The sequence below is a fragment of the Micrococcus sp. HOU01 genome, assembly GCF_035609305.1.
Taxonomy (GTDB): domain Bacteria; phylum Actinomycetota; class Actinomycetes; order Actinomycetales; family Micrococcaceae; genus Micrococcus; species Micrococcus luteus.
Window position 1 is genome coordinate 351,397 of the sequence record NZ_CP141211.1, and the last position, 24,020, is coordinate 375,416.

At 74.6% G+C, this 24,020-nt stretch carries 21 protein-coding genes and 1 pseudogene; 11 read left to right on the plus strand and 11 right to left on the minus strand.

The genetic code is table 11. The features are described 5' to 3' along the window. Nucleotides 1-75 precede the first annotated feature (75 nt). Nucleotides 76-999, minus strand: coding sequence for an ArgP/LysG family DNA-binding transcriptional regulator (locus tag SOY78_RS01650; protein ID WP_145951457.1), 924 nt, complete (start codon nt 997-999; stop codon nt 76-78). 69 nt (nt 1,000-1,068) lie between these two features. On the opposite strand from SOY78_RS01650, the gene SOY78_RS01655 reads away from it, so the two are divergent. The 5 genes from SOY78_RS01655 to SOY78_RS01675 all read left to right on the plus strand — a co-directional run bounded on the left by SOY78_RS01655 (nt 1,069) and on the right by SOY78_RS01675 (nt 6,562). After that, nucleotides 1,069-1,899, plus strand: a complete 831-nt coding sequence (locus SOY78_RS01655; protein ID WP_256748726.1) for a LysE/ArgO family amino acid transporter — start codon at nt 1,069-1,071, stop codon at nt 1,897-1,899. A gap of 25 nt (nt 1,900-1,924) precedes the next feature. Beyond that, nucleotides 1,925-2,395 carry an NUDIX hydrolase gene (locus SOY78_RS01660; protein WP_145951458.1) on the plus strand — a complete coding sequence of 157 codons (471 nt, stop codon included), beginning with the start codon at nt 1,925-1,927 and terminating at the stop codon, nt 2,393-2,395. Nucleotides 2,396-2,429: 34 nt separating this feature from the next. Beyond that, nucleotides 2,430-4,292, plus strand: coding sequence for an ABC transporter ATP-binding protein (locus tag SOY78_RS01665; RefSeq protein WP_145951459.1), 1,863 nt, complete (start codon nt 2,430-2,432; stop codon nt 4,290-4,292). A gap of 178 nt (nt 4,293-4,470) precedes the next feature. Then, a complete protein-coding gene (locus SOY78_RS01670; RefSeq protein ID WP_145951460.1) occupies nt 4,471-5,466 on the plus strand; it encodes a hypothetical protein in 996 nt (331 codons plus the stop codon). Between the two features lie 118 nt (nt 5,467-5,584). Next, on the plus strand, nt 5,585-6,562 hold the full coding sequence (locus SOY78_RS01675) for a bile acid:sodium symporter family protein (protein ID WP_095695092.1): 978 nt from the start codon (nt 5,585-5,587) through the stop codon (nt 6,560-6,562). Between the two features lie 15 nt (nt 6,563-6,577). Here SOY78_RS01675 and SOY78_RS01680 read toward each other — a convergent pair whose 3' ends face one another. The 3 genes and pseudogenes from SOY78_RS01680 to SOY78_RS01690 all read right to left on the minus strand — a co-directional run. After that, nucleotides 6,578-6,973, minus strand: coding sequence for a VOC family protein (locus SOY78_RS01680; protein WP_228070611.1), 396 nt, complete (start codon nt 6,971-6,973; stop codon nt 6,578-6,580). A 9-nt stretch (nt 6,974-6,982) separates the two neighbouring features. Beyond that, nucleotides 6,983-7,438 (minus strand): VOC family protein, encoded by a 456-nt coding sequence (locus tag SOY78_RS01685; protein ID WP_231866301.1) that lies wholly within the window; start codon nt 7,436-7,438, stop codon nt 6,983-6,985. Nucleotides 7,439-7,557: 119 nt separating this feature from the next. Then, nucleotides 7,558-8,037, minus strand: a pseudogene (locus tag SOY78_RS01690) (ABC transporter ATP-binding protein); the annotation flags it as partial. A 165-nt stretch (nt 8,038-8,202) separates the two neighbouring features. Here SOY78_RS01690 and SOY78_RS01695 point away from each other — a divergent pair. Then, nucleotides 8,203-8,778 carry a TetR/AcrR family transcriptional regulator gene (locus SOY78_RS01695; protein WP_041105146.1) on the plus strand — a complete coding sequence of 192 codons (576 nt, stop codon included), beginning with the start codon at nt 8,203-8,205 and terminating at the stop codon, nt 8,776-8,778. Nucleotides 8,779-8,791: 13 nt separating this feature from the next. Here SOY78_RS01695 and SOY78_RS01700 read toward each other — a convergent pair whose 3' ends face one another. The 4 genes from SOY78_RS01700 to SOY78_RS01715 all read right to left on the minus strand — a co-directional run bounded on the left by SOY78_RS01700 (nt 8,792) and on the right by SOY78_RS01715 (nt 12,811). Continuing rightward, a complete protein-coding gene (locus SOY78_RS01700; protein WP_020625619.1) occupies nt 8,792-9,058 on the minus strand; it encodes a hypothetical protein in 267 nt (88 codons plus the stop codon). A 377-nt stretch (nt 9,059-9,435) separates the two neighbouring features. Then, on the minus strand, nt 9,436-10,128 hold the full coding sequence (locus SOY78_RS01705; RefSeq protein WP_012751126.1) for a response regulator: 693 nt from the start codon (nt 10,126-10,128) through the stop codon (nt 9,436-9,438). A 56-nt stretch (nt 10,129-10,184) separates the two neighbouring features. Then, nucleotides 10,185-11,594 (minus strand): DUF7134 domain-containing protein, encoded by a 1,410-nt coding sequence (locus tag SOY78_RS01710; protein ID WP_182488572.1) that lies wholly within the window; start codon nt 11,592-11,594, stop codon nt 10,185-10,187. Between the two features lie 65 nt (nt 11,595-11,659). Beyond that, on the minus strand, nt 11,660-12,811 hold the full coding sequence (locus SOY78_RS01715) for a nitronate monooxygenase (RefSeq protein ID WP_095695089.1): 1,152 nt from the start codon (nt 12,809-12,811) through the stop codon (nt 11,660-11,662). A gap of 80 nt (nt 12,812-12,891) precedes the next feature. Here SOY78_RS01715 and SOY78_RS01720 point away from each other — a divergent pair, with 80 nt between their 5' ends. The 3 genes from SOY78_RS01720 (at nt 12,892) to SOY78_RS01730 (ending at nt 16,675) form a co-directional block, all read left to right on the plus strand. Then, nucleotides 12,892-14,346, plus strand: a complete 1,455-nt coding sequence (locus SOY78_RS01720) for an L-lactate permease (protein ID WP_095695088.1) — start codon at nt 12,892-12,894, stop codon at nt 14,344-14,346. 317 nt (nt 14,347-14,663) lie between these two features. Continuing rightward, nucleotides 14,664-15,329: a response regulator transcription factor gene (locus tag SOY78_RS01725; protein ID WP_324701686.1), complete on the plus strand. Its 666-nt coding sequence runs from the start codon at nt 14,664-14,666 to the stop codon at nt 15,327-15,329. Beyond that, on the plus strand, nt 15,326-16,675 hold the full coding sequence (locus tag SOY78_RS01730) for a sensor histidine kinase (RefSeq protein WP_113914248.1): 1,350 nt from the start codon (nt 15,326-15,328) through the stop codon (nt 16,673-16,675). Before SOY78_RS01725 ends, SOY78_RS01730 begins: the two co-directional genes overlap by 4 nt. A gap of 138 nt (nt 16,676-16,813) precedes the next feature. Here SOY78_RS01730 and SOY78_RS01735 read toward each other — a convergent pair whose 3' ends face one another. Next, nucleotides 16,814-20,191 (minus strand): beta-phosphoglucomutase family hydrolase, encoded by a 3,378-nt coding sequence (locus SOY78_RS01735; protein ID WP_095695086.1) that lies wholly within the window; start codon nt 20,189-20,191, stop codon nt 16,814-16,816. A gap of 286 nt (nt 20,192-20,477) precedes the next feature. On the opposite strand from SOY78_RS01735, the gene SOY78_RS01740 reads away from it, so the two are divergent. Then, nucleotides 20,478-21,068 carry a hypothetical protein gene (locus tag SOY78_RS01740; RefSeq protein ID WP_036316210.1) on the plus strand — a complete coding sequence of 197 codons (591 nt, stop codon included), beginning with the start codon at nt 20,478-20,480 and terminating at the stop codon, nt 21,066-21,068. Nucleotides 21,069-21,089: 21 nt separating this feature from the next. Here SOY78_RS01740 and rlmC read toward each other — a convergent pair whose 3' ends face one another. Both rlmC and SOY78_RS01750 read right to left on the minus strand, forming a co-directional pair. Next, nucleotides 21,090-22,301: a 23S rRNA (uracil(747)-C(5))-methyltransferase RlmC gene (rlmC, locus tag SOY78_RS01745; RefSeq protein WP_324701687.1), complete on the minus strand. Its 1,212-nt coding sequence runs from the start codon at nt 22,299-22,301 to the stop codon at nt 21,090-21,092. Nucleotides 22,302-22,311: 10 nt separating this feature from the next. Beyond that, nucleotides 22,312-22,920 (minus strand): HEAT repeat domain-containing protein, encoded by a 609-nt coding sequence (locus tag SOY78_RS01750; protein WP_049147044.1) that lies wholly within the window; start codon nt 22,918-22,920, stop codon nt 22,312-22,314. Nucleotides 22,921-23,040: 120 nt separating this feature from the next. On the opposite strand from SOY78_RS01750, the gene SOY78_RS01755 reads away from it, so the two are divergent. Further along, a complete protein-coding gene (locus tag SOY78_RS01755) occupies nt 23,041-24,015 on the plus strand; it encodes an acyl-CoA thioesterase (protein ID WP_324701688.1) in 975 nt (324 codons plus the stop codon). Nucleotides 24,016-24,020: the final 5 nt, after the last annotated feature.

Here is a 24,020-nt window from a genome sequence, read left to right on the forward strand (position 1 = left end):
AGCGGCCCGTGACCGCGACCCCCGTCCCTGAGGCGGGGGTCGCGGCGCGTCCGGGGCGGGTCTCGAATGCGCCCGTCAGTCCGCGGTGTCCCCGGCGGAGGGCGCGGCGCGCAGCACCGCGTCCGTGAGGCGGTCCAGAGCCGCGGTCCCGGCCGTCCAACGCTGCCAGTGCAGGTGCACGTCGACCGCGCCGAGGGCCGGGATCGGCTCGAGATCGGGGTGGCGGCCCTCGAGCACGCCCGGCGGGATCTGCACCGAAGGGAGCATGCCCCAGCCCAGCCCGAGCTCCACCGCCCGCAGATACGCGTGCACGGACGGCACGAGGTGGGTCGGCGGGTCGGTCACGGGCCGGCCGCGGGTGACGCGGCGCAGCACCGTGTGCTGCAGGCCGTCGCGGGGGCCGTAGTCCACGATCGGCAGCGTGCCGAAGTCGACCCGGCCCCGCGCGTCGCGGTGCAGCTCCAGCAGGAAGGACGCGCACACCGCGTGATAGCGCATCGTGCCCAGCGGGGTGGAGGTGCACCCGGCCACGGGCGTGGGGTCGTCCGTCACGGCCGCCACGACCGCGCCGTCCCGCAGCAGGACGGCGGTGTGCTCCTGGTCCTCGGACTGCATCTGCAGGACGACGTCGTCCCACGTCGCCGCCTCGCGCAGCACGGGCTCCCACCACGTGTCGAGGGAGTCCGCGTTGAGGGCCACGCGCAGCGGCACGCGGCCGCCGTCACCGCGTCCGAGCGCGGCGAGCGTCTCGTCCTCGAGCGCGAGGGTCTGCCGGGCGAGACGGAGCATGCGCTCTCCGGCCGCGGTCGGCCGGACGGGGACGGTGCGGGCCAGGAGCACCTGGCCCACCTGCCGCTCGAGGGCCTTGATCCGCTGCGAGAAGGCCGAGCCGGAGATCCGCAGGGAGTCCGCGGCGGCGTCGAAGGTGCCGTGGTCGACGGCCGCGACGAGGGCGCGCAGGTGGTCGGAGTTCATGCGGTCCAGGGTAGGGGTGGCCATGAAGGATGTCTTCAGATCCTGAAGAAGATCGCGATGGCACGGACGTGGGACGGCTCCTATCCTCGCTCGGTGACCATCTTCGCCACCGGATTCCTGACCTACCTCGCCCTCATCGTCGCCATCGGCGCGCAGACCCTGTTCCTGCTGCGCCAGATCGTCCGACGCGACCGCGTGTGGACCGTCCTGACCGTGTGCTTCGTGGCCGATGTGGCGCTGCTCGTGCTCGGCGCCGGCGGCGTGGGCGTGGTGGCCGAGCGCTGGCCGTGGCTCGTGCCCGCGCTGACCGTGGCCGGCGTGGTCTACCTCCTCGGGTTCGCTGCGGGCGCGCTGCGCTCCGCCTGGCGCGGGGACCGGACCCTCACCACCGCGGCCGCGGACGTCGAGGGGACCGGGCACGGCCCCGACCGCATCGACCTCGCGGTCCTCACCGGTGAGCTGCCGCTGATCGACCCGGCGACCGGCCGCCTGGCCGAGCGCGAGCCGGCCGGGGCCGGCGTCGGGCATCACGACGACGGCGCGCCCGGCTTCGGCGCCCCCTCAGGCGGCGGGTCGGTGACGGTGCGGCAGCGCGTGCAGCCGCGCCGCGTGGCGCTGGACCGCCCGCAGACGCCGCTGCCGCGGATCATCCTGCTGGCGCTGTCCGTCTCCCTGGTGAACCCGCACGCCATCCTCGACACCGTGGTCATGATGGGCACCTTCGCGCAGACGTTCGGGGCGGCGAAGTGGGCGTACGTGGGCGGTGCGGTGGCGGCCTCGCTCGTGTGGTTCACCGCGCTCGGCTGGGGCGGCACGAAGCTCGCCCCGTCCATGGACTCGGCGCGGACGTGGCGGATCGTGGACGCCGTGGTGGGCGTGCTCATGCTGGGAATCGCCGTGAAGGTGGGGCTCACGCTCCTCTGAGCCGCGCGGGGAGGATGATGGGGGCATGAGTCCTTCCCCCTCCGACTCCGCCCGCACCCCGACCGTCGCGGCCGGGGAGGTCATCCGCGTCTCCGCCGTCGTGCTGGCCCGCCCGGACCGCCGCGTGCTGACCGTCCGCAAGGCCGGCACCGCCATGTTCATGTTCCCCGGCGGCAAGCACCTGCCGGGCGAGGACCCCGTGGACACCGCCGTCCGCGAGGTGGCCGAGGAGACCGGGCTTCGCCTGCGCCCGGACGAGCTGACCCGCCTGGGCGCGTGGGACACCGCCGCCGCCAACGAGCCCGGCGCCGCCCTGCACTCGGAGGTGTTCGCGCTGTGGCGGCCCGTCGCCCGGCACGAGGTCCCCGAGCCGACGGACGAGATCGTCGAGCTGCACTGGATGGACCCCGCCGCCCCGGACGCCCCCGCCGGGACGGGCGTGGCGCCGCTGCTGCGCCCGGTGCTGGCCCACGTGGCGGCGCACCCGGTGTTCTGAGCCCCGCGTCCAGCGCGCTGACTACGCTGGGCCGGTGAGATCCCTGCTGCGCATCCTGCGCTTCGCGCCCCAGCTCCACCGCCTCTACCTCGGCATCGCCGTCAGCTCCGTGCTGGCCGCGGTGCTGGCCCTGGCCACCCCGTTCCTGATCGGTGCGGCCACGGACCGGATCGTCGCCGCCGTCGCGGGGGAGACCGACGTGGCCGAGGCCGTCACCGCGGTGACCTGGCTGGCGGTCGCGTTCCTCGCCGTCGAGGTGGCGACCACCCTGGTGGTGAGCGTGGGCGGCTACTGGGGCGACGTAATGGCCGCGCGCATGCGCACCATTCTCTCCACGCGGTACTTCGAGCAGCTGCTGCACCTGCCCCAGCGGTACTTCGACACCGCGATCACCGGGCGGGTCGTCAACCGGTTGAACCGCACCATCAACGAGCTCACCCAGTTCCTGCAGTTCTTCGCGAACAACGCGTTCACCATGCTCATCACCACCGCCGCGGTGCTCGTGATCACCGCGTTCTACTGGTGGCCGCTGGCGATCCTGCTGGCCGTCGTCTTCCCCGTGTACATGTGGCTCACCGCCCGCACCTCCGCGAAGTGGCAGGTGTGGGAGGGGGAGAAGAACACGGAGGTGGACATCGCCTCGGGGCGGTTCGCCGAGGTGGTCTCTCAGATGTCCGTGGTGCGGGCCTACAACCGGCAGGACCACGAGCTCACCGGGTTCCGCGACCGGTTCCTGCGGACCGTGGGGATCACCCGGCAGCAGTCCCGGTTCTGGCACGGCATGGACGCCGGGCGGCGGCTCGCCCTGAACGTGGCCTTCGGCGCGATGTACCTGATCGTGTTCGTCCGCACCGCGCAGGGCCTGTTCTCCGTGGGTGACATGGTGATCCTCCTGCAGCTGATGAACATGGCCCGGCAGCCGATCTTCTCCATGAGCTTCCTCGTGGACTCCGCCCAGCGCGCCGTCGCCGGGTCGAAGGACTACTTCGAGGTGCTCGCCGAGGAGCGCGAGCGGGCCGGCGGGGCGGCGCTCGCGGTGGTGGGTGCGGAGGAGCCGCGCGTGCCGGCGGAGCCGCGGGCCGACGTCGTGCCGGGTGCGCCGGACGTCCCCGCGGACGTGCCGGCCGTGTGCTTCGACGAGGTCTCCTTCGCCTACGACGCCGACGCCTCCCGCCCCGTGCTGGACCGCGTGTCCTTCGACATCCCGCAGGGTGCCAGGGTGGCGCTCGTGGGCGAGTCGGGCGGCGGGAAGTCGACCATCGCGCACCTGCTGCTGGGCCTGTACCCGGTGACGAGCGGACGCATCGAGGTGTTCGGACAGGACGTCGCCGGGCTGGACCTGGCCGCGCTGCGCGGGCGGATCGCCACCGTGTTCCAGGAGCCAAGCCTGTTCTCCGGGACGGTGCGCGAGAACATCGCCTACGCGGACGCCGACGCCTCCGACGAACGCGTCCGGGCCGCCGCGCAGGCCGCGTACGCGCACCGGTTCGTGGCGGCGTTCGACGACGGCTACGACCAGGTGATCGGCGAGCGCGGGCTACGGCTGTCCGGCGGGCAGAAGCAGCGGATCGCGGTGGCGCGGGCCGTGCTCAAGGACGCGCCGATCCTCGTGCTGGACGAGGCCACCTCCGCGCTGGACACGAAGTCCGAACGGCTCGTGCAGGCGGCCCTCGAGGAGCTGATGGTGGGGCGGTCGAGCCTGATCGTGGCGCACCGGCTCAGCACGATCGCGTCCGTCGACCGGATCGTCACGCTGCGCGGCGGGCAGGTGCAGGAGATCGGGACCCCGGCCGAGCTGGCCGAGTCAGGCGGGATCTATGCGCAGCTGCTCGAGCTGCAGAGGGCCGGCACCCAGGAGGCCCGGAAGATGCTGAAGGAGTACGGGCTGAGCGGATGATCCCGGAATCTTCTGCGGATCCGACCCTTCTGGGCGCTCCGCGGAGGCCCAGAAGGGTCAGATGCGCAACGGACTCCCCGCGCGCGGCAGGACGCCCACGACGACGTCGCCCCGACGTCTCCGCAGGGCCTGTGGACAACCGGGCCCGCCGGCGTCGGGAGCGAGCAGGATCGGGGCCATGCGCGTGCCCGGACCCTTCCCCGCCCACCTCCAGGACGCCCCGTTCACGCGGGCGCAGGCGCTGGTCGCCGGGGTGTCGGGGTCGCGGCTGCGCAGCCGGGACGTCGAACGCGTCACGCACGGCCACTACCGCTGGATCGGCCCCGTCACCGGGGCGACGCCGCCCGCACGTCCCCTCGCCACCGAGCTGTCCCGGCTGCAGGACCTGGCGGCGATGCGTCCCGACGTCGTGGTGACCGGCGAGTCCGTGGCCCGGCTGCTGGGCTGGCCCCTCCCGGACGACGTGAAGGCCCGGGTGCGCCCCACCGTCCTGCGGTCCCGCACCCGCCGGGTGCTGCGGGAGCCCGGCGTGCGCACCCGGCTCGTGGACCTGGACCGCGTCATCGTGCGGCGGGACCGGCTGCATGGGCTGCGCTGGACCTCTCACGCCGACACCTGGTTCCATCTGGCCACCGTCCTGGACCGGGACGCGCTCGTGGCGGTGGGGGATCGGCTGGCACGGGAGGACGAGCGGCGGGGGAAGGTCGCGCTGGCCACCCGCCGCGAGCTCGGTGCCGCGCTCGAGCGGCACACGGGCGAGGCCGGGATCGTGCGGGCGCGGGAGGCGCTGGCGCTCGTGCGCACCGGGTCCGACTCCCCGGCCGAGACCGAGCTGCGCCTGGCCCTGATGGCCGCGGGGCTGCCCGAGCCGGACCTGCAGATCGAGCTCTGGGACCCGGACTACTCGCTGTGGCACCCCGCCAGCGCGGACCTCGGCTACCGGCGGTGGCGGATCGCGATCCACTACGAGGGCAAGACCCACGACGGCGCCGCGCAGGTCGGCAAGGACACCCGCCGGGACGCGGTGTTCCTGCGTCAGGGCTGGCTCAACATCCGGGTGGCGGGGACGGACCGGTGGCGGGGATTCGTCGAGACGGCGGGGCTGGTGCGGGCCGCGATCGCGGAGCGTGGCGGTCTCGACGCCGGTGGCGCGGAGGATCGTCTGCGGAACTGACCCTTCTGGGGCGGGAGCGGACGTCCAGAAGGGTCAGGGGCGCAGAAGATTCCGGAAGGCCGACGACGGCGCCGCGTCACGCGACGACGCACCGCGGTCGCGCTCCTACCATGACGGGATGACCGCACCGGATCCCGCCCCCACCGACGCCCGCCGCGCGGAAGACCGCTCCGCGCGCATCGCCGTCACCGTCTTCCCGCTGCTGGTGCTCGCCGCCGCGCTCGTGGGCTTCCTCGCCCCGACCGCCGCGAAGACGCTGCTGCCCCAGGTGAACCTGTTCCTCGGGATCATCATGTTCGGCATGGGCCTGACGCTGACCCTTCCGGACTTCGGCCTCGTCGCCCGCCGGCCGCTGCCCGTGCTGCTGGGCGTGGTGGCGCAGTACGCGATCATGCCGCTGCTGGGGCTCGGCGTCGCCGTCGTGCTCCAGCTGCCGCCCGAGCTCGCGGCGGGCGTGATCCTCGTGGGCTCGACCCCGGGCGGCACGTCCTCGAACGTGGTCAGCTATCTCGCCCGCGCCGACACAGCCCTCTCCGTGGCCATGACCTCCGTGTCCACGCTCCTGGCTCCGCTACTCACGCCGCTGCTCACCCTGTGGCTGGCCGGCCAGTACATGGCCGTCGACGGCGGCGCCATGGCCAAGTCCATCGTGAACATCGTGCTCCTGCCGGTCCTGGGCGGACTCGTCGTGCGCCTGCTGCTGCGCCGCGTCGTCGACCGCGTGCTGCCCGCCCTGCCGTGGGTCTCGGTGGTGTTCATCGCGCTGGTGGTGGCCGCCGTCGTCGGCAACAGCGCCTCCCGCGTGCTGTCGGCGGGCCTGCTGGTGTTCGCAGCGGTGGTGCTGCACAACGGGCTCGGCTACCTGCTCGGCTACGGCGCGGCGAAGCTGTTCCGGCTGCCCACGCCCGTGGCGCGCACGGTCTCGATCGAGGTCGGCATGCAGAACTCGGGCCTCGCTGCGGGCCTCGCGGCGCAGTACATCTCGCCGGCGGCGGCCCTGCCGGGCGCCGTGTTCTCGATCTGGCACAACCTCTCCGGGGCCGTGCTCGCCATGGCCTACCGCCGTGCGGACGGCCGCAGGGCCGCGCAGGAGTGAGGGCCGCGGCGCAGGTCAGCCCTGCGCGGGCGGCTCGTTGATTTGGAACGTGGCCCCGGCGGGGTCCTGCACGGTGGTGACGCGGCCGAACGGGGAGTCCTGGGGGCCGTCCAGGACCGTGCCGCCGTGCTCGCGGATCACCTCGAGCGCGCGGTCCGTGTCCGCGACGGCGATGTACATGCGCCAGTACCCCACCGCGTTCGGCGGCAGCCAGGCCCGCGCGTCGCACAGGCCCGCGGTCGCGCGGTCGAACGGGTGGTTCGTCGCGTAGCGGGGGCCGTCGTGGGCCGCGTCCTCGGCGTCGGCCGCGGTCTGCGTGTCCTCCGGGGCGCCGTCGTCCCCCAGCGGGGTGGGCTGCCAGCCGGCCACGGCGCGGTAGAACTCGGCGGACTCGTCGAAGCGGGTCGTCATGAGCTCGAATCACACGGAGGTGCCGGGGGTGAGCGGCAGGTCATGGCCGGCCAAGGTGCCGGACTGCCAGAAGCCCACCACCTCGTGGCCCGGGCCCTCGGCCATGGCCATCACACCGAGGTCGCCGACGGGCATGGCGTCCACGAGCACGGCGCCGCCGTTCTCCCGCACGGCGGTGAGGGTGGCGTCCATGTCCTGTGTGCGCAGGTACACGGTCCACGCGGCGGGCGGGGCGTCCTCGCCGGTCATCTGCGAGAGCTGGTCGGCGTCCATGGCGCCGCCCACGGAGGCGCCGTCCTTGGTGATCATGCGGTAGTGGCCGAACTCCTCGCCGGAGTCGGTGAAGGACCAGCCGAAGAGGGCCTCGTAGAAGGCCTGCTGGCGGGCGAAGTCGGGGGCGGTGTAGTCGATCCAGGCGGGGGAGCCGGCGGGGGCGGCAGGGGCAGCGAGGAGGGTCTCGCTCATGCGGCTCAGCGTAGGGCGCGCCCGGGACCCCGTCACGAGGTCTCGGGCGCGTCGCCGGGGCCGCGGACCGGCGCCGAGCTGTGGGGCGCGGCTCGCACGCACCGCGCCCCGCCTGCTCACACCTCGGTGGAGGTGGCGGTGTCCAGGTTGCCGGTGGGCTCGTCCCCGAACACGACGCCCGGTCGGGTGAGCAGGGCGCGGGCGACGGCGACGCGCTGCTGCTGACCGCCCGAGAGCTCGTGCGGGCGGTGGCGCAGGCGGGTCAGGGCGGTGTCGTCCAGTCCTGTGATCTCCGTGCCGCCGATCCTCACGGAGCCCGAGGTCCGCGCGTCCAGCCCGGCCAGGCAGTGCAGGAGCGTCGACTTGCCCGACCCCGAGGGCCCCATGATCGCGGTGAACGCGCCCGAGGCGAAGTCCACGTCCACCCCGCGCAGGGCGTGCACCTGCGCGTCACCGCGCCCGTAGGCGCGGGTGAGGCCGCGGGCGCAGACGGCGGGCGCCGTCGTCGTGGTGGCGGACGACGACGGCGTGCCCGGCCCCGGCGCGACGGGGCCGGGGGTCGTGGGGGAGAAGGGGTGTGCGGGGGAAGAGGTGTCCATGGCGGCCACTCTCCCGCGCGGACCCGGCGGGGCGGATCGGAGGAGGGGACCACCTCCGCGGGCGGCGGGTCATGCCCGGGGATGAGGCGGGCCGGCGAGGCGTGGACCCGAGGGCGTCAGGTCCCCGCCGCCGGGCGGTGCGGGGTGGAGTGGGATGATGGGGACATGAGAGCCGACGCCCGCGCCAACCGCCAGGACCTGCTGGCGGCCGCCGGCCGTCTCATCGCCACCCAGGGGGCGGCGATGTCCCTGCGCGGGGTGGCGCAGGAGGCCGGGATCGGCGTGGGGACGCTGTACCGGCACTTCCCCACGCGTCGGGATCTGCTGGACGCCGTGCTCGAGGACGTCGTGGCCCGCACCGGGGGGATCCTGCAGGCCTTCCTCGACGGGGTGGGCGGGGACGGGCACGGCGGTGGGACCGAGGCGCGGTGGCGGAGGCTCGCGGAGGACCTGGGGGCCGTGAACCTGGCCTCGCTCGCGGCGGCCCGGGACGACTTCGACCCCGCCGACCGGCCGCCCGAGGCCCTCATCGCCGAGGCCGAGCGTGTGATCCTCGAGCTCGCGGACCAGGTGGTGGCCGAGGCGCGGCGGGCCGGGCTCGTGGGCCCGGACGTGACCGGGGCGGACTACCTGTTCGGCCTGCTCATGGTCACCCGGTCGCCGGAGTGCGCGCTGCTGGGCCACGGCCCGGACCAGCGGGGCTGGCTGCTGGACACGTACCTGCGCGGCCTGCGGCCCTGAGGGCGCGGCCGGGTCAGTCGCCCGGGGCGTCGTCCTCCAGGACGGGGCGGGCGGTGGCCCACGCGACGGCGCCGGCGAGCAGGCCGGCGCCCGCGGTGAGCGCCAGGCGGAGCAGCCCCTCGACCCCCGTGAACAGGCTCAGGCCCAGCATCACGACGGCGGCCGTCACCAGCGCCACGAAGAAGGCCACGCATTCACTGTCCCGCTGCGCCTGCTCGGCGGCTGGGTCGGAGGCGCGGGACGTCGTCGGGGTGGGGTGGTCCAGGATGCTGCCGGTCATGGTGCCTCTCCTCCAGTGCGCGTCGGGCCGGGGCGGCCATCGGCGCGTGCACCCCGGCGGCGGACCCGCTGCGGGGCCTGCGTCCAGCATCGCGGAGGGGGTGGGCGCACCGGCAGGGCCATGAGGATGAACCTCGGGGCGTCCGACTCATACCCAGGTATGACCTGTGATTGTGCTGGCAGGCGCCTGGGGAGTGGCTCAGGGAAGGGCCCCGCCGCCCCGGCCGACCGCCCCGGCCGACCGCCGAGGCCGGCCGTTGAGGCCCGCAGACACGCCGCTACGACGACGGCGTAGCGGCGTGTCTGCGGGCCTCGACGAGGGGTGGGGCAGGAGCGGGGCAGGGATGGAGCCGGAGCGGGCCGGGGAGGGGCGCCGGGTCAGAACTGCACGAGGCCCGCGCGGTGGGCGATGAGCACGGCCTGCACCCGGTCGCGGGCGCCGAGCTTGGCCAGCACCCGGCCGACGTGCGTCTTCACCGTGGCCTCGGAGAGCACGAGCTCGGCGGCGATCTCCAGATTCGCGGCGCCCTGCGCCATGAGCACCAGCACCTCGCGCTCGCGCGGGGTCAGCGACGCCACGGCCGCCTGCTGCTCCTCGCACTCCGCGCTGCGGACCTGGTCCGAGCGCAGGCGCGGGGCCATGTGCGTCAGGAGCCGGCGCGTCGTGGACGGGGCGATCACGGCGTCGCCCCGGTGCACCGTGCGGATCGCGGCGAGCAGCTCCTCGGGCGGGGCGTCCTTGAGCAGGAAGCCGCTGGCGCCCGCCTCGATCGCGTCGAACGCGTACTCGTCCAGGTCGAAGGTGGTCAGCACCACGACGCGCGGTGCGTCCGGCCGGCGCAGCAGCGCGCGGGTGGCCTCGATGCCGTCCATCTCCGGCATGCGCACGTCCATCAGCACGACGTCGGCGCCCGCCACGGACACCGACGCCACCGCCTCGCGCCCGCTGCCCGCCTCCGCCACGACCGTCAGGTCCGGCTGCGAGTCCACGAGCATGGCCAGCCCGGAGCGGATCAGCGCCTGGTCGTCCACCAGGGCCACGCGGACGGGGGCGGTCTCCTCGGAGCTCATGGGGTCATCCTCTCAAGTCGGGCGGGGTGAGCGGGCGAGACAGGGGCGGCCACCCCTCACACCGCCGAGTACGGCAGGTGGGCGGACACGCGGTACCCGGTCCCGACGCGCGGCCCCGTCTCGAGCGTCCCGCCGAACAGGGCCGTCCGCTCGGCGGCCCCCCGCAGACCCTGGCCGCTGCCCCGGGTGGCGGGGTCGGCGGCGGCGCCGCGGCCGTCGTCGTCGATCTGCAGGTCCAGGCCGCGCGCCGTCCAGGCGAGCGTGACGAACGCATCCGCGTCCGGCCCGCCGTGGCGCAGCGTGTTGGTGAGCGCCTCCTGCACGATCCGGTACGCGGCCAGCTCACCGCCCGCCGGCAGCGCACGGCGGGGCGTGTCGGTCTCCAGCAGGGACACCTCGAGTCCGGACAGCCGCATCGTCTCCACGAGCGCGGGCAGGTCCGCGAGCCGCGGCTGGGGTCGGCGGCCCGGGGGTAGGCGGGTGCCGCGGCCGTCGGGGGAGGCGACGACGTCGGGACGCGTCCCGGCGGGGTCCGCGCGGTCCGGTGCGGGGTCCGCAGGCCGTGCGGGTGCGTCCTCGGAGGCGGGCCGCCGGGTGTCGTCGTCCGTCACGCCGGGCACCCCGGCCACGGTCTCGCCGGTCTCGCGGAGCACGCCGAGCAGCTGGCGCATGTCCGCGAGCGCGGAGCGGCCGGTCTGGCCGATGGTCTCGAGCGCGGTGACCGCGAGCGCGGGCTTGGCGGCGGCGGCGTACCGGGCGCCGTCGGCCTGGGAGATGACCACCTGCAGGGAGTGGGCGACGATGTCGTGCATCTCCCGGGCGATGTGGCTGCGCTCGTCGGCGGCGGCGAGCTCGCGCTCCTGCCGGGACTGCACCTCGAGGCGGTGGGCGCGGTCCTCGAGGGCGCGCACGGCGAGGCGGCGGTTGCGCACGACGTCGCCGAACGCCCACGCGGTGAGCACCGTGAGCCCGCAGCCGATCGCCATGATGACCATGGCCAGCGGCTCCGCGGGGGAGCGGACGATGAGGCCGTCGGGGGTGACGAACTGCGCCGGGAACAGCCACACCTTCACCCCGTTGGCCACGCCGCCGACCAGCCCCAGGAGGAGCCCGGCCACGGAGACGCTCCGGGGCGCGTTCGCAGCGAGGTTGTAGACGGTGAGCGGCACCATCAGCAGGGACAGGCTGAACTCGGGCCCGGCGAGCAGGTGCAGGACGGCCGCGGCCGTCACGACGGCGGCCGAGGCCACCGGGCGCACCCGGCGCACGGCCCACGGCAGGACCATGCCGGCCCCGGCCAGGAGGGAGACGGCCGTCTGCCGGCCCTGGGGGTCCGGGGCGACCATCGGTCCGAGCGCGATCCACGGGAGCGCCACGAGCACGGTGAACAGGGCCGCGGCGGCCATCACGTCCGTGCGCACGGGGTGCAGGCGCGTCCACTGGTCGAGGCGGCGCAGGGGGTTCACGCGGGCAAGCCTAGGCCGCGGGCCGAGGGGCCGGCGTCAGCCCGCGGGATGATCCGGGGCGGTCCTCAGGGCGCGAGGGAGGCGAGGACGTCGGCGGCCGGCGCCTCCCGGACCCGGTGCGCCTCGGTGCCGGCCCACAGGTGGACGCGCTCGAGGTCGCCGGCGGCCGCGGCGGCGGCGCGCAGCCCCTTCGTCAGGACGTTGACCTCGGGGTACGCGGCGGGGGCGTCCGGGTGCTCCGCCATGAACGCGGTGGCCAGCGATCGCGCCCACCGCCCCGTGTAGGCGCGGGTCAGGGCGGTACGGGCCCGGCCGTCGTCGGCGGAGAAGCGTGTCCCGGCCGCACACGCCGCGACGGCGGCCCGGTGCGCCGCCGAGGTGCCCGCCTCCGGGGTGAGGAGGAACGCGGTGCCGGCCGCGACGGCGTCCGCGCCGGCGGTGAGCAGGGCGCGCACGTCCTCGGCGGTGCCCACGCCGCCGGCGGCCACCACGGGCGCGGCGCTCGCGGCCCCCGTCCCGACGACGTCGCGCACCGCCGCCAGCACCGTCGGCAGCTCGGCGCGGGTCGGCTCCGCAGCCGGGTCCGACGTGCCCCGGTGCCCACCGGCGCGGTGGCCCTGGACCACGAGGAACGCGGCCCCGTGGTCGAGGGCGGCCCGCGCCTCGGTCGCGTCCGTCACGGTGGCCCCGGCCGGGACGCCCGCGGTGGCCAGCCGGGCGAACGCGTCCGCGGCCGGCAGGCCGAACGTGAAGGAGACCAGCGGCCACGCCTGCTCCTCGGCGGCGGTGAGCAGGGCGTCGAAGTCGGCCCGTTCGGCGTCCGGGTCCGGGACGACGTCCGCGGCGGTGGGCAGGCCGGCGGCGCCGTCGGCCGTCAGGCCCGCCCGGTACGCGGCGACGGCCGCCGTCCGCGCCGACCGTGCGGCCGCGGTGCGTGCGGCGGCGGGGATCGCCGTGTTCACCGCGTCCGGGACGAACAGGTTCACGCCCCAGCGGTCCGGCCCCTCCGCGCCCAGCAGCGCGCGCAGCGCGTCCACCTGCGCGCGCATCTGCACGGCCGTCCGCATGCCGCCGGCGAGGAACCCGCCGCCGCCGGCGCCCACGACGGCGGCCACCAGCTCCGGGGTCGAGGGGCCGCCGGCCATCGGGGCCACCGCCACGGGCACGGGCGGGATCAGGCGGGCGCGGGTGACGTCGTCGTGGGATGGCTGCGTCATGACCCCCAGCGTAGGGGGAGGGCCCGGACCCGCCCCGCGCCTACAGTGGGGCGGGGTACACGAGGAGAGGGAGGTGCGTCGTGGAGGTGCTGCTCGCGCTCTCGCCCATCCTGCTCACCCTCGTGCTGCTGCTCACCCGGCTGCCCGCGTGGGTGGCCCCGGCGGCCGGGACGGCCGTGGCCGTGCTGCTGGCCCTCACGGCCTTCGGCGTGGCCCCGGGCGACCTGGGCGGCGCGATCGGCGCCGGCGTGCCCACGCTGCTCGAGATCCTGGCGATCATCGCCGGCGGCATCACCCTGTCCCGCGTCATGGAGTACTCGGGCGGGCACGCGCGCCTGGCCGCGTGGCTCTCGGCGGGCAACGGCCCGACGATCGCGACCGCGCTGCTCATGGTGCACGGCGTCATCCCGTTCCTCGAGACCGTGACCGGGTTCGGCGTCTCCCTGATCGTGGGCGTGCCGCTGCTGCTGGGTCTGGGCTACACGGCGTTCCGGTCCGCGCTGATCTCCATCCTCGCGCTCACGATCGGGCCGTGGGGGTCCATGGCGCCGGGCACGCTCATGGGCGCCCGCCTGTTCGGCCTGGACTTCCGGGAGATCGGGGTCACCGCGGCGGTGTTCAACCTGCCGGCCTGCCTGGTGGCGGGCGTGGCCACGGTGCTGCTGCTGCGCGGGGCGCGCGGCATGCGAGTCGACGCCGGCCCGGCCCGGACACTGCCCTGGCTCGGCGTCGCCGTGCTCTCCGGGGTCGCCCAGTGGGCGCTGATCCTGGGGGCGAACCTCGTGGTCGGCACCGCGCCGGCGGGCGCCGTCGCCACGTTCGTGCTCACCGTGGCCTGGCTCCTCGTGATCCGCGGCGGCCGGCTGCTGCCCGGGCCGGGGCGGGACGTGGTGCCGTACCTGACGCTCATGGCCGGCACCGTGCTGGGCACCACCGTGAAGGGCGCGTTCGGACTCGAGGGGGCGGCGGCCCTCGTGGGGACGCCGGCGCTGTGGGCGTTCGTGGCGGTGGGCGTGGGCGTGCAGCTGCTCCACCTCGACGCCGCCGCCCGCCGCCGCGTCCCCCGCGAGGCCGGGAAGCTGTGGGTGGGCACCGCCATCCCCAACGCGCTCTACGTGGCGTTCGGGCTCATCCTCTCCGCCGGCGGGGTCTCGCAGGCGCTCGCGGGCGCGCTCAGCGGGATGGGGGAGTCCTACCTGGTGGCGATGCCGTTCCTCGGCGCGTTCGCCGGCTTCATCACGGCCTCGAACACCGGGGCCATGGCCCTGATCGGCCCCCTGCAGATGGACACGGGCGCCGCCCTGGGCGTCCCCCCGCCCTGGTCCAACGGCCTGCACAACGCGGCCGCCGGCTGGGGCATCGTCGCCGGGCCCGCCCGCATCCAGGTGGCCCACGGCATGGCCGCGGGGGCGCAGTCGCCGCACATGCCCGGCTGGGCCGTGACGCGGCGGAACCTGTTCGTGGTGCTGCTGCCGGCCATGCTCGCCGGGATCCTCGGCATGGCCGTGATGGGCTGGTTCCTGCTGCCGCGGTGACGCGCGGGGGGTGGAGCGGGGCCCGGGTGGGGCGGCCCGGTTCCTTGGGCGGAAGCGGCAGGCCAGAGCGTTCCGTGGGCAGAAGTGCCCTCTCTTCTGCCCACGGAGGCGACGGGGTTGTGGGTTCTGCCCACGGAGGCGCCGGGGTTGTGGGTTCTGCCCACGGAGGCGACGGGGTTGTGGGTTCTGCCCACGGAGGCGCCGGGACTGCGGTGGCCGGCCGGGCGCGGGAGCCGGCCCGGTCCGCCCCGAGGCGGGGGCCGACGTCGACCTTCGGTGGACGCGCGGCGGCCTGTGCGCCTCCTAGGCTGGACGCCATGATCCGAGTAGTCGTGGCCGACAACCAGGCGTTGATGCGCACCGCCCTCGAGCACTTCGTGGCCCAGGCTGAGGACCTCGAGGTGGTCGGCTCCGCCGAGGACGGGGTCCAGGCCCTCGAGGCGGCCCGCACGCTGGCCCCCGACGTCGTGCTGATGGACATGCAGATGCCCCGCATGGACGGCGTCGAGGCCACCGCGCGCATCTCCGCCGAGGCCCCGGGCGTGCGCGTCCTGGCGATCACCACCTTCTCCTCCGAGCAGTACCTCGTGCCCGCCCTGCGCGCCGGCGCCGCCGGCTACCTCGTGAAGGACGCCCCGCCGGCCGAGGTGGTGGACGCCATCCGCCGCGTCCATGCCGGGGACGCCGTGTTCTCCGCCCGCGTGGCCGCGGACCTGGTGGAGGCCGTCACCGCGGCCCCCGAGCACACCGCCCCCTGCCCGGCCGAGCCCCTCGCCCCGCACGAGCGCCTCACCGAGCGCGAGCTGGACGTGGTCCGCGAGCTCGCCAAGGGCGCCTCCAACGCGGAGATCGCCGGCGCCCTGTTCCTCGCGGAGGCCACGGTGAAGTCCCACATCGGCAAGGTCCTGGACAAGTGGCAGGTCCGTGACCGCGTGCAGATCCTCATCCGCGCCGCCCGCGCGGGCCTCGTGGACATCGGATGAGCATCGCGGCGCCCGCCCCGGCTCGGACGACGACGGCGACGTCGCCCCCGCCTGCCGAGTCTCCCCTGGGCTCCCGCCTGCCGGCGATCCTGCGCACGGAACCCGTCTCCCGGCACACGCGGATCGTCCTCTACGTGATCGTCGGGCTCATGGTGCTGGGGGAGATCCTCACCCTGATGCTGGGGCCCACGGTGGCCGCCGGGCTGAGCGCCGACCCCGAACTCGCGGGCATCCTCGAGGAGGACGGCGGGCTGACGGGTGAGGGGCGGGAGCCGCTCCTGCGCTGGGTCCTGTTCCTGGCGAGCGTGCTGGTCACGCTGCTGTTCGGGTGGCAGCCCACCCTCGCGGCGGTGTTCGTACTGCTCGGGTGCACGTTCGGTCTGGTGGGCCTCGTGGAGGCGGACCACGCGCACCTCACCCCGCAGGCGTTCAGTGGCGGGGTCGTCCTGGGCGCGGCCATGGTGACGCGGTACTCGCACCGGGTGTTCGTCTGGTTCGCCCTGGGCGCCCTCATCCTGCTCACCGTCGCGGGCGAGGTCCTCACCGACGGCACGTGGGCGGACGAGGACTGCCTCAAGGGCGTCATGGTCATCACGCTCATCGTCGCGCTGTGCGTGGCGGTGCCGGCCTTCATGATCCGCCGATCCCGGCATCGGGCCCGGGACCGCGAGGCGGCCCTGCGCCGGGCCGAGGAGGCCGCCGCCTGCGCCGCGGAGGCCGAGCGGCAGCGGATCGCGGCGGAGCTGCACGACGTCGTCGCGCACGGGCTCACCGTGATCTCGATGCAGGCCGCCATGCTGCCCACCCAGAGGGACCCGGACAAACGGGCCGCCGCGGAGAAGGCCATCGAGGAGGCCGCCCGGCAGTCCCTCGTGGACCTGCGCCGCATGCTCACCGCGCTGCGCGGCTCCTCCCGCAACGCGCAGACGGCGGAGGGGGACGCCGTCGTGGACCTGCCGGCCCGCCTCGACGAGTTCGAGGCCCAGCTGCACGCGGCCGGGTTCGCGGTCGAGCGCTCGCTGACCGAGCTGGACGAGCTGCCGCGCTCCCTGGAGCTGACCGTGCTGCGTGTGGTGCAGGAGTCGGTGACGAACATCCTCAAGCACGCCCCGCGCCGCGGCACGGTGCGCCTGACCTCGCAGCTCGAGGGCGCGGACCGCCTCGTGCTGTGCATCGCCAGCCCCATGGACGAGGGCGAGCCCCGCCGCGACCGCGTGGTGGTCGCGATGGCCAGCGGCTTCGGCCTGGCCGGCATGCGCGAGCGCGTGGCCGTGTTCGGCGGCACCCTCACGGCCGGCCCGCTGGGCGGCTGCTGGGTGGTCCGCGCCGAGCTGCCGCTGCGCTGAGCCGGGGCGGCAGCCGCGTCCTCCCGTGTCCTCCAGCGTCCTCCCGCGTCCGGGGGCGAAAGTGGGCGGTATCCGCGCGGGATACCGCCCACTTTCGCCCCCAAAGGGACGGGGTGGGGTGGCCGACGACGGCGGCCCTCAGTCCAGCGGGACCGTCAGCTTCTCGCCGGGGGAGAGGGTGTGCTCGCGGCCGGCGATGATCATCGGCACGTCGTGCCACATGCCCTCGCCCGCGGCCACCGTCACCTCCCGCTGGGTCATGTGGATGACCACGGGCTGCTGGCGGAACCGGATGGTGAAGCGGGCGCCGGGCAGCTGGGCGGGCATGCGGGGGTGCAGCCGGACGACGTCGTCGCGCGTCTCGAGGCCCGCGTAGCAGCGGATCACCGTGTCCACGGTGCCCGCCATCAGGCCCAGGTGGATGCCCTCCTTGGTGGTGCCGCCCTGCGTGTCCGAGAGGTCCGACTCGAGGGCCTCCGTGAACAGGTCCCACGAGCGGTCCGGGTCCGTGCGGGCCGCCACCCACGCGTGCACCAGACGGGAGAGCGTGGAGCCGTGCGTCGAGCGGGCCTCGTAGTACGTGACCATCCGCTCGAACGCCTCCTGCGGCAGCTCGTAGCCCATGCGGCGCAGGATCCGGTCCAGCTCCTCGGAGGAGAACAGGTAGCCGAGCATGAGGGTGTCGGCCTGCTTGGAGAGCTTGTACCGGTTGGTGGCGTCGCCCTCGGCCTGCAGGATCAGGTCCATGCGGCCGATGTTCCCGTACTTGGCGCGGTAGGCCTCCCAGTCGAACTCGAGCAGGTCCTGGTAGCCCTCGAACTGGGCGAGGATGCCGGCCTCCTCGCCCTCCTCGAAGAACGGCACGGTCAGGCGGGTGCTGACCTCCTCCCAGCGCTCGATCTCCTCCTCGGAGATCTCCATGAGCTCGGGCAGGCCGTCGTCGATCGTGTCCAGCCAGCGGACCAGGCGGGCGGTCTCCGCGAGCACCCACGAGGTCAGCACGTTCGTGTACGCGTTGTTGCGCAGGCCGGAGCCGGGGGTCTCGGGATAGCCGTCGTGGAACTCGTCCGGGCCCATGACGCCGTGGATCTCGTAGCGGTCCGTGACGGCGTTGTGCAGGGTCATGGACATGAAGAACCGGGAGATCTCCACGAGCATCTCCGCGCCGTAGTCCGAGATGAAGGACGTGTCCTTCGTGATCTCGATGTACCGCAGCACCGAGTAGGCGATGTCCAGGGAGACGTGCCGCTGGTTGTGGGAGTTGTCCGGCATCCACATGCGCGAGCGCGGGTTCCACAGCTCGGTGGGCGTCTCCTCGGAGCCGTCCGCGCCGGACTGCCACGGGTACATGGCGCCGGCCCAGCCCGCGGCCTGGGCGTTGGCGCGGGCCTCGTTGAGACGCCGGTAGCGGTACATCAGCAGGCCCCGGGTGATCTCGGGGCGGCGCAGCGTGAGCATCGGGTAGACGTAGATCTCGTCCCAGAAGATGTGGCCGCGGTAGCCCTCGCCGTGCAGGCCGCGTGCCCCCACGGAGGCGTCCAGGTCCCGGCGGCGGCCGTAGGCCGTCTGGAGCACGTGGAACGTGTGCAGGTTCAGGGCGAGCTGCTGGCGCAGCGACGCGCCGTCCTTGCCCATCGGGACCGCGGACCCCACCGGGGCCGAGTGGCCGGCGTCGACGACGGGCGGCGCGTATTCGCCGCCGGCCTCCGCCGCCGTGGAGCGGCGCTGATGCCGGTACGGCTCGGCCAGGTCGATGCGCACGGAGAACCGGTCCCAGTTGGTGCCCCAGCGCTGCTCGTGCAGGGTCAGCAGGTTGCGGAAGTTCTGGGCGCGCTGGACGTCCTTCACCGCCGACTCCCACACGGAGGCGTTGGCGTGGTCGTGGCTCGTGGCGACGGCGGCGATCTTCTCCAGCACGAGCGGCACGCCCTCGTCCACGTGGAGGAGGATGTCCTGGCCGACCACCAGGTCCGAGCCGTCCACGGGGCGGCGGATGGGCTCGTGGTGGCCCACCGGCGCCACCTGGCGGGTGCGGGTGGCCACGGCCACGTGGATGCCGGACTGGTTGGTGGCGGTCTCGAGCAGGACGGTCTCGCCGTCGATCTCCCGGGCCTGGACCGGCTCGAGGTGCTGGTTGGCGAGGGTGCGGTCGTCGGAGACGTTGAGGTTGGCCACGCGGCCCTCGATCTTCGAGCGCACCGTGAGGTCCCCGGACCAGTTCTCCGCCACGACGGTCAGCTCGATCGCGGCGAGGTGCCGGTTGGCCAGCGAGGTGAACTGTCGGGTGTGGACCGTGGTGCGCCGGCCCTGCTCGTCCTCGAAGGTCATGGTGCGGGAGAGCACGCCGCGGCGCAGGTCCATCTCCTGGCCGTACTCCACGAGGTTCTCCTCGCCGGGCAGCAGCGGGCGGCCGTGGCGCGGGGTCACCACGAGCGGGGTCCAGTCCTGGATGTTGACCATGTGCTCGGTCTCCACGACCCGGCCCTGGACCATCGAGGTCAGCCGGTTGAACACCCCGGCCATGTAGGTGCCGGGGTAGTGGACGGAGGAGATGCGCGTGCCGGGCACGGCGCCGCGGGTGCCCCAGTACCCGTTGGCCAGGGTGCACAGCACCTCGCGCGTGCCCTCGGAGGCCGGGTCGAAGCGGTCCCAGCGCAGCACCCACGCGGGGTCGAACGGGGTGGTGGTGCGGTCCTCCAGATGCAGGGTCCCGTAGTCCTGGACCACCAGGTGGGCGCCGGCCGCCTTGAGTCGGCCCTTGCCGAGCTCGGGTTCGCGGTCCACGCCGATCACGAGGCCGAAGCGGCCGTCCGAGGCGGCCTTCACACCGGAGACGGCGTCCTCGAGGACCATCGCGTCCGCGACGTCGACGCCCAGCTCGCGGGCGGCCTCCCAGAACATCGCCGGGTCCGGCTTGCCCGGCAGCCCGCGCTCGACGGCGGTGTTCCCGTCCACGATCACGGGGAAGAAGTCCAGCACGCCGCCGGCCGTGAGCACGGCGCGGGAGTTCTTGGAGCTGGTGACCAGTGCGACCGGCACACCCTTGGCCCGCAGCCGCTCGAGGAGGTCCTGGGCCTCCGGGAACACGCGGACGCCGTCGCGCTCGAGGACCTGCTCGAAGTAGCCCTGCTTGCGCTCGGCGAGGGCGAGGACGGTCAGCTCCGGGGCGGCGTCCGCCTCGGGGGCGTCGGCCTCCGGCACCCTCAGGCCGCGGGAGGCGAAGAACGTGCGGACCCCGTCCTCGCGGGGGCGCCCGTCCACGTGGTGCAGGTAGTCGGCGGCGGCGTCGAAGGGACGCAGCACGTCCGGGTCCGCGGCGACGACGGCGGCGTTGGCGGGCAGCGCGCCCACGGCGGGCAGCGCCCCGTCGAAGAGCTCCTTCCACGCCTGCGCGTGCACGCCGGCGGTGTCCGTGATGACCCCGTCCATGTCGAAGATGACGGCGCGGTAGCGGCGGAGCCGGTGACGGCGGGCGTTCAGGTCCTGCGGAGCGGCGGGGGTGAGCGTCTGCGACATGGGAACCAGCCTACGGGCGGGGAAGTGGGGCCGCACGGGGAGTGCCGCGGCGATGGTCACCGCAGCGAGCGCGCCGTCGTTCCGGCCGACCGCACCGCAGCGACATCACAGCGGTTCTCAGCTGCGGTGATGTCGCTGCGGCGCGGTGGGTTCCGGGAATAGGGTCGTGCCGACGGGGCGGACGTGTGCCCCCGCGCGCCGGAAGCGTGGCCCGGGAACGAGCAGGACACACTCGGCGGAGATGGCCGGGGGGCGAAGGGCTCATGAACTGGATGATGAGCAAGTGATGGATGCTAAGCCGACGCGGTTGCGGAAGAAGGCGACGCGGGAGGAGATCCTGGCGAGTCTGCCGGTGCAGGCGCGGGTGCGTCCGGCGCGGTGGTTGCTCCTGTGGCTGATCGTCGTGGTGTGCATCGCGGTGTTCGTGTGGGTGATCTTCCGGCCGCCGGAGGATGTCTCGGCCGGGTTCGGGGTGTGGCGTGTGGCGTCGTTCATCGGGTTGGCGCTGGCGTTGGCGGTGCTTCCCGCCGCGACGATGGGTCTGTTCCGGCCTCGGCATGTCACGTTCGATGAGCGACGGGTGTGGACGCGGGACTGGTCCGTGGACTGGGCGGACGTGAAGGAAGTCCGTGCTGTGGCGCCAGAGTCGGAGCACACGATGAAGGTGGCGCTCAAGGTGGACGAGCGGCTGTGGAACGAGGGTGGTCTGCGCAAGGCCAACCGGTGGGACTCGGGACGGCCGTTGCAGGGTGGCGGGTTGACCCGTGCGCAACCGCTCGTGCTCACGCAACCCGCGCTCGCGCCATCGGCTCTGACGCTGCTGCAGGTCTTCGTCGAGTTGAAGAAGCGGAACCGTCGGGCGGGGAGCCCGCGGTGACGCGCCCCGCCCCGGCTTCCGTCACCGCCGGGTCAGCAGCGTGAGCACCTCCGCGTGCCGGGTCTGGGGGAACATGTCGAACACCTGCACCCGCGCCACCCGATAGCTCGGCATCCGGGCCAGGTCCTGCGCGAGCGTCGCCGGGTTGCAGCTGGAGTACAGGACGGTGGGCACACCCGAGTCCTCCAGCGCGTCGGCCAGCTCGGCGCCGATGCCCCGCCGCGGCGGATTCACGACGACGGCGTCCGGGCGGGGCCGCCGTTTCTTGGACGAAAGCGCCTCCGGAGCCCGCCGTTTCTCGAACGAAAGCGCGGAGGTGGCGTCGCCGGCGGAGAAGCGCGCCCGGTCGGCCAGGCCGAGCTCCGCGGCCGTCTCCCGGGCCGCGGCCACCGCCTCGGCGGAGGACTCCATGCCCCACACGTCCCGCACGCCGGCCCGGGCCAGGTGGAACGCGAACCCGCCCACCCCGCAGTACAGGTCCCACGCCGACGCCGGCACACCGCCCTCGGCGACCCACGCCGCCGCCGTCGCGTACAGCCCCTCGGTCACCGCGGTGTTCGTCTGGAAGAACCCCTGCGGGCGCAGCCGCAGGCCGATCCCGTTCAGTTCCATCCGCAGGGTCGGCCCGCCGGCGAGCACGATCTCCTCGTCGCCCTCGGGCAGGGCCACGTGCTCGGGCAGCAGGTTCGCGCTCACCACGGCGGCGGGTGTCCCGCGCGCCGCGAGGTCATCCAGCAGCCCCGGCACCGCCGCGCGCAGCGCGTCCAGCCGGTCGGCGGAGCGCAGCACGAACCGGACCATCGCCTCCCGGTCGGGGGAGAGCGTCACGATCACGTTCTTCAGCTCGCCCGTGCGGGCGGCGACGTCGTAGGGCTCCAGCCCGGCCGCCGTCACCGCCGCCGCGCACGCCTCGAACACGCCCTCCATGCCGGCCTCGTACAGGCCGCAGTCGCGCAGGTCCACGCCGGCGCCGTCGTGATGGCGGGGGTGCTGCCGCGGGTCCAGGATGCCCAGCCGCGGCGCCGCCGCCGACCCCGTGACCACGAGCTTCGCCTTGTTCCGGAATCCGGCCTCCGCGGAGGCGAACGGCTCACCCACGACCGTGTCCGCGTCGACCGCGTCCGCCAGGGCGGCCAGCACCGCGGCCTGCTTGTCCGCGAGCTGCCGGGCGTACGGCACGCCCATCAGCGGGCAGGAACGGCACTCGCCGACGTCGAAGTGGGGGCACTGCACGGGCGTCGCCTCAGCCCTCGAGGCTGACCCGCAGGCCGGGCCGGTCCAGGCGGATCGCGAGCTGCTCGAGGGCCAGCTCGGCGGCCGCGGCCAGGTCCGCGTCCACGTCCATCACCATGCCGGTGAGCACGGGCAGGGCGGACTCGAGGTCCTCGGGGCGGGCGAGGGCGCCCAGCGCGGACGCGGCCGACGCGCGGACCTCCGGGTCCGGGTCGGCACAGCCGGCCCGCACCGCGTCCACGAGGGCGCGGTCGACGGCGGCGTCGCGGCGCAGCGAGCCGGCCCGGGAGGCGATCACGAGGTGGGCCGCCGAGCGGACGTCCGCCTCGGGGGCGGTGAGCGCCCCGGTCAGGGCGGGCAGCGCGCTGCGGTGCCACGCGTGCATCAGGGCCAGCGCGCCGGTCGCGGCGGGGCTGAGGTCGCCGTCGTCGCCGGTGAGGGCGCGGGCGGCACCCGAGGTGACGTCCTCCGGGGTGGCCGCGCCGGTCATCAGGCGCACCGCCAGCCCGGCGACGGCGGCCTCCCCGCGCTCGGCGACGGCGGCCTCGGTGCGGCGGCGCAGGCGGTCGTGCGGGGTCTGGGGCTCCGCGGGCAGGGGGAGACGGTCGAAGGCGGTCATGGGTCCATTGTCCCCCGTGCGCGGACCCGCCTGGGGCGCGGCCGGGAGGTTCCCCGCAGACTCCTGGACGGGGCGTGACCGGCCGCACAGGGCCCGGACTCGGGTGATACGTTCGACGGCATGAGACCCCCCGGAGCCCTCGCCCTCGAATTCCGGGCGGACAGCTTCGACCATCCCACCGGCCTGGTGGACGCCGGCACCGTCGTCTCCTGGATCGAGAAGGCCGGCGACGCCGTCGCGGCGAGCTGGGCCGGGACGTTCGTGCGTGCCCGCTACATGGGGCACACCCAGTTCCGGCACCCCGTGCCGGTGGACCGCCGTGCCGTGGTGCAGGCGCGCGTGGTCCACACGGACGGCGCCGAGGTGCACGTCCAGACCCGCCTGCTGCTGCCGGAGATCCGCGACGACGACGGCGACCCCGTGGTCGCCACCTCGTCCCTCGTGGTCTACGCCGCGGAGGAGGACGGGGTGCCCGTGACCGTGCCGGCCTGGGAGCCCTCGACCCCCGGCCAGATCGAGCGCGACGAACAGGCCCGCCGCTCCACCGTGGCCCGCCGCGCCGTCGAGCGCGGCATGGCCCGACTGCCGTTTCCCGCGCCCGGGGAGGCCCCCGAGGAGATGAGCACCCTCGCGTTCCTGGCCCCCAACGCGGAGGCCACCGTGGGCGGCACCATCAACGCGGGCGCGATCCTGCGCTGGGTGGACGAGGCGGCCGCCGTCTGCGCCGCCCGCTGGACCGGCCATGAATCCGTGGTCGCGGTGTTCGGCGGCGGCGTGCGCTTCGTGCGGAACATCCACGTGGGCGACCTCGTGCGCGTGGAGGCCCTCCTGGTGAACACCACGGAGCGGTCCATGCACGTGGCGCTGCGCGTCTACGCGAGCCGACGCACCGGGGCGGAGTCCCGCCTGGTGGCGCACTCGATCGCCGTCATGGTGGACGTCTCCGCGGAGGGCCAGGCCCAGCCGGTGCGGCAGTACGTCCCCGAGAGCGAGAGCGCCCGGAGGCTGCAGGAGACGGCGATCGAACTCGTGCGCATGCGCTCCGAGGTGAGCGCGGCCTGGACCGAGACGCGCCGCTCGACCGATCCGCGCTGACGGGG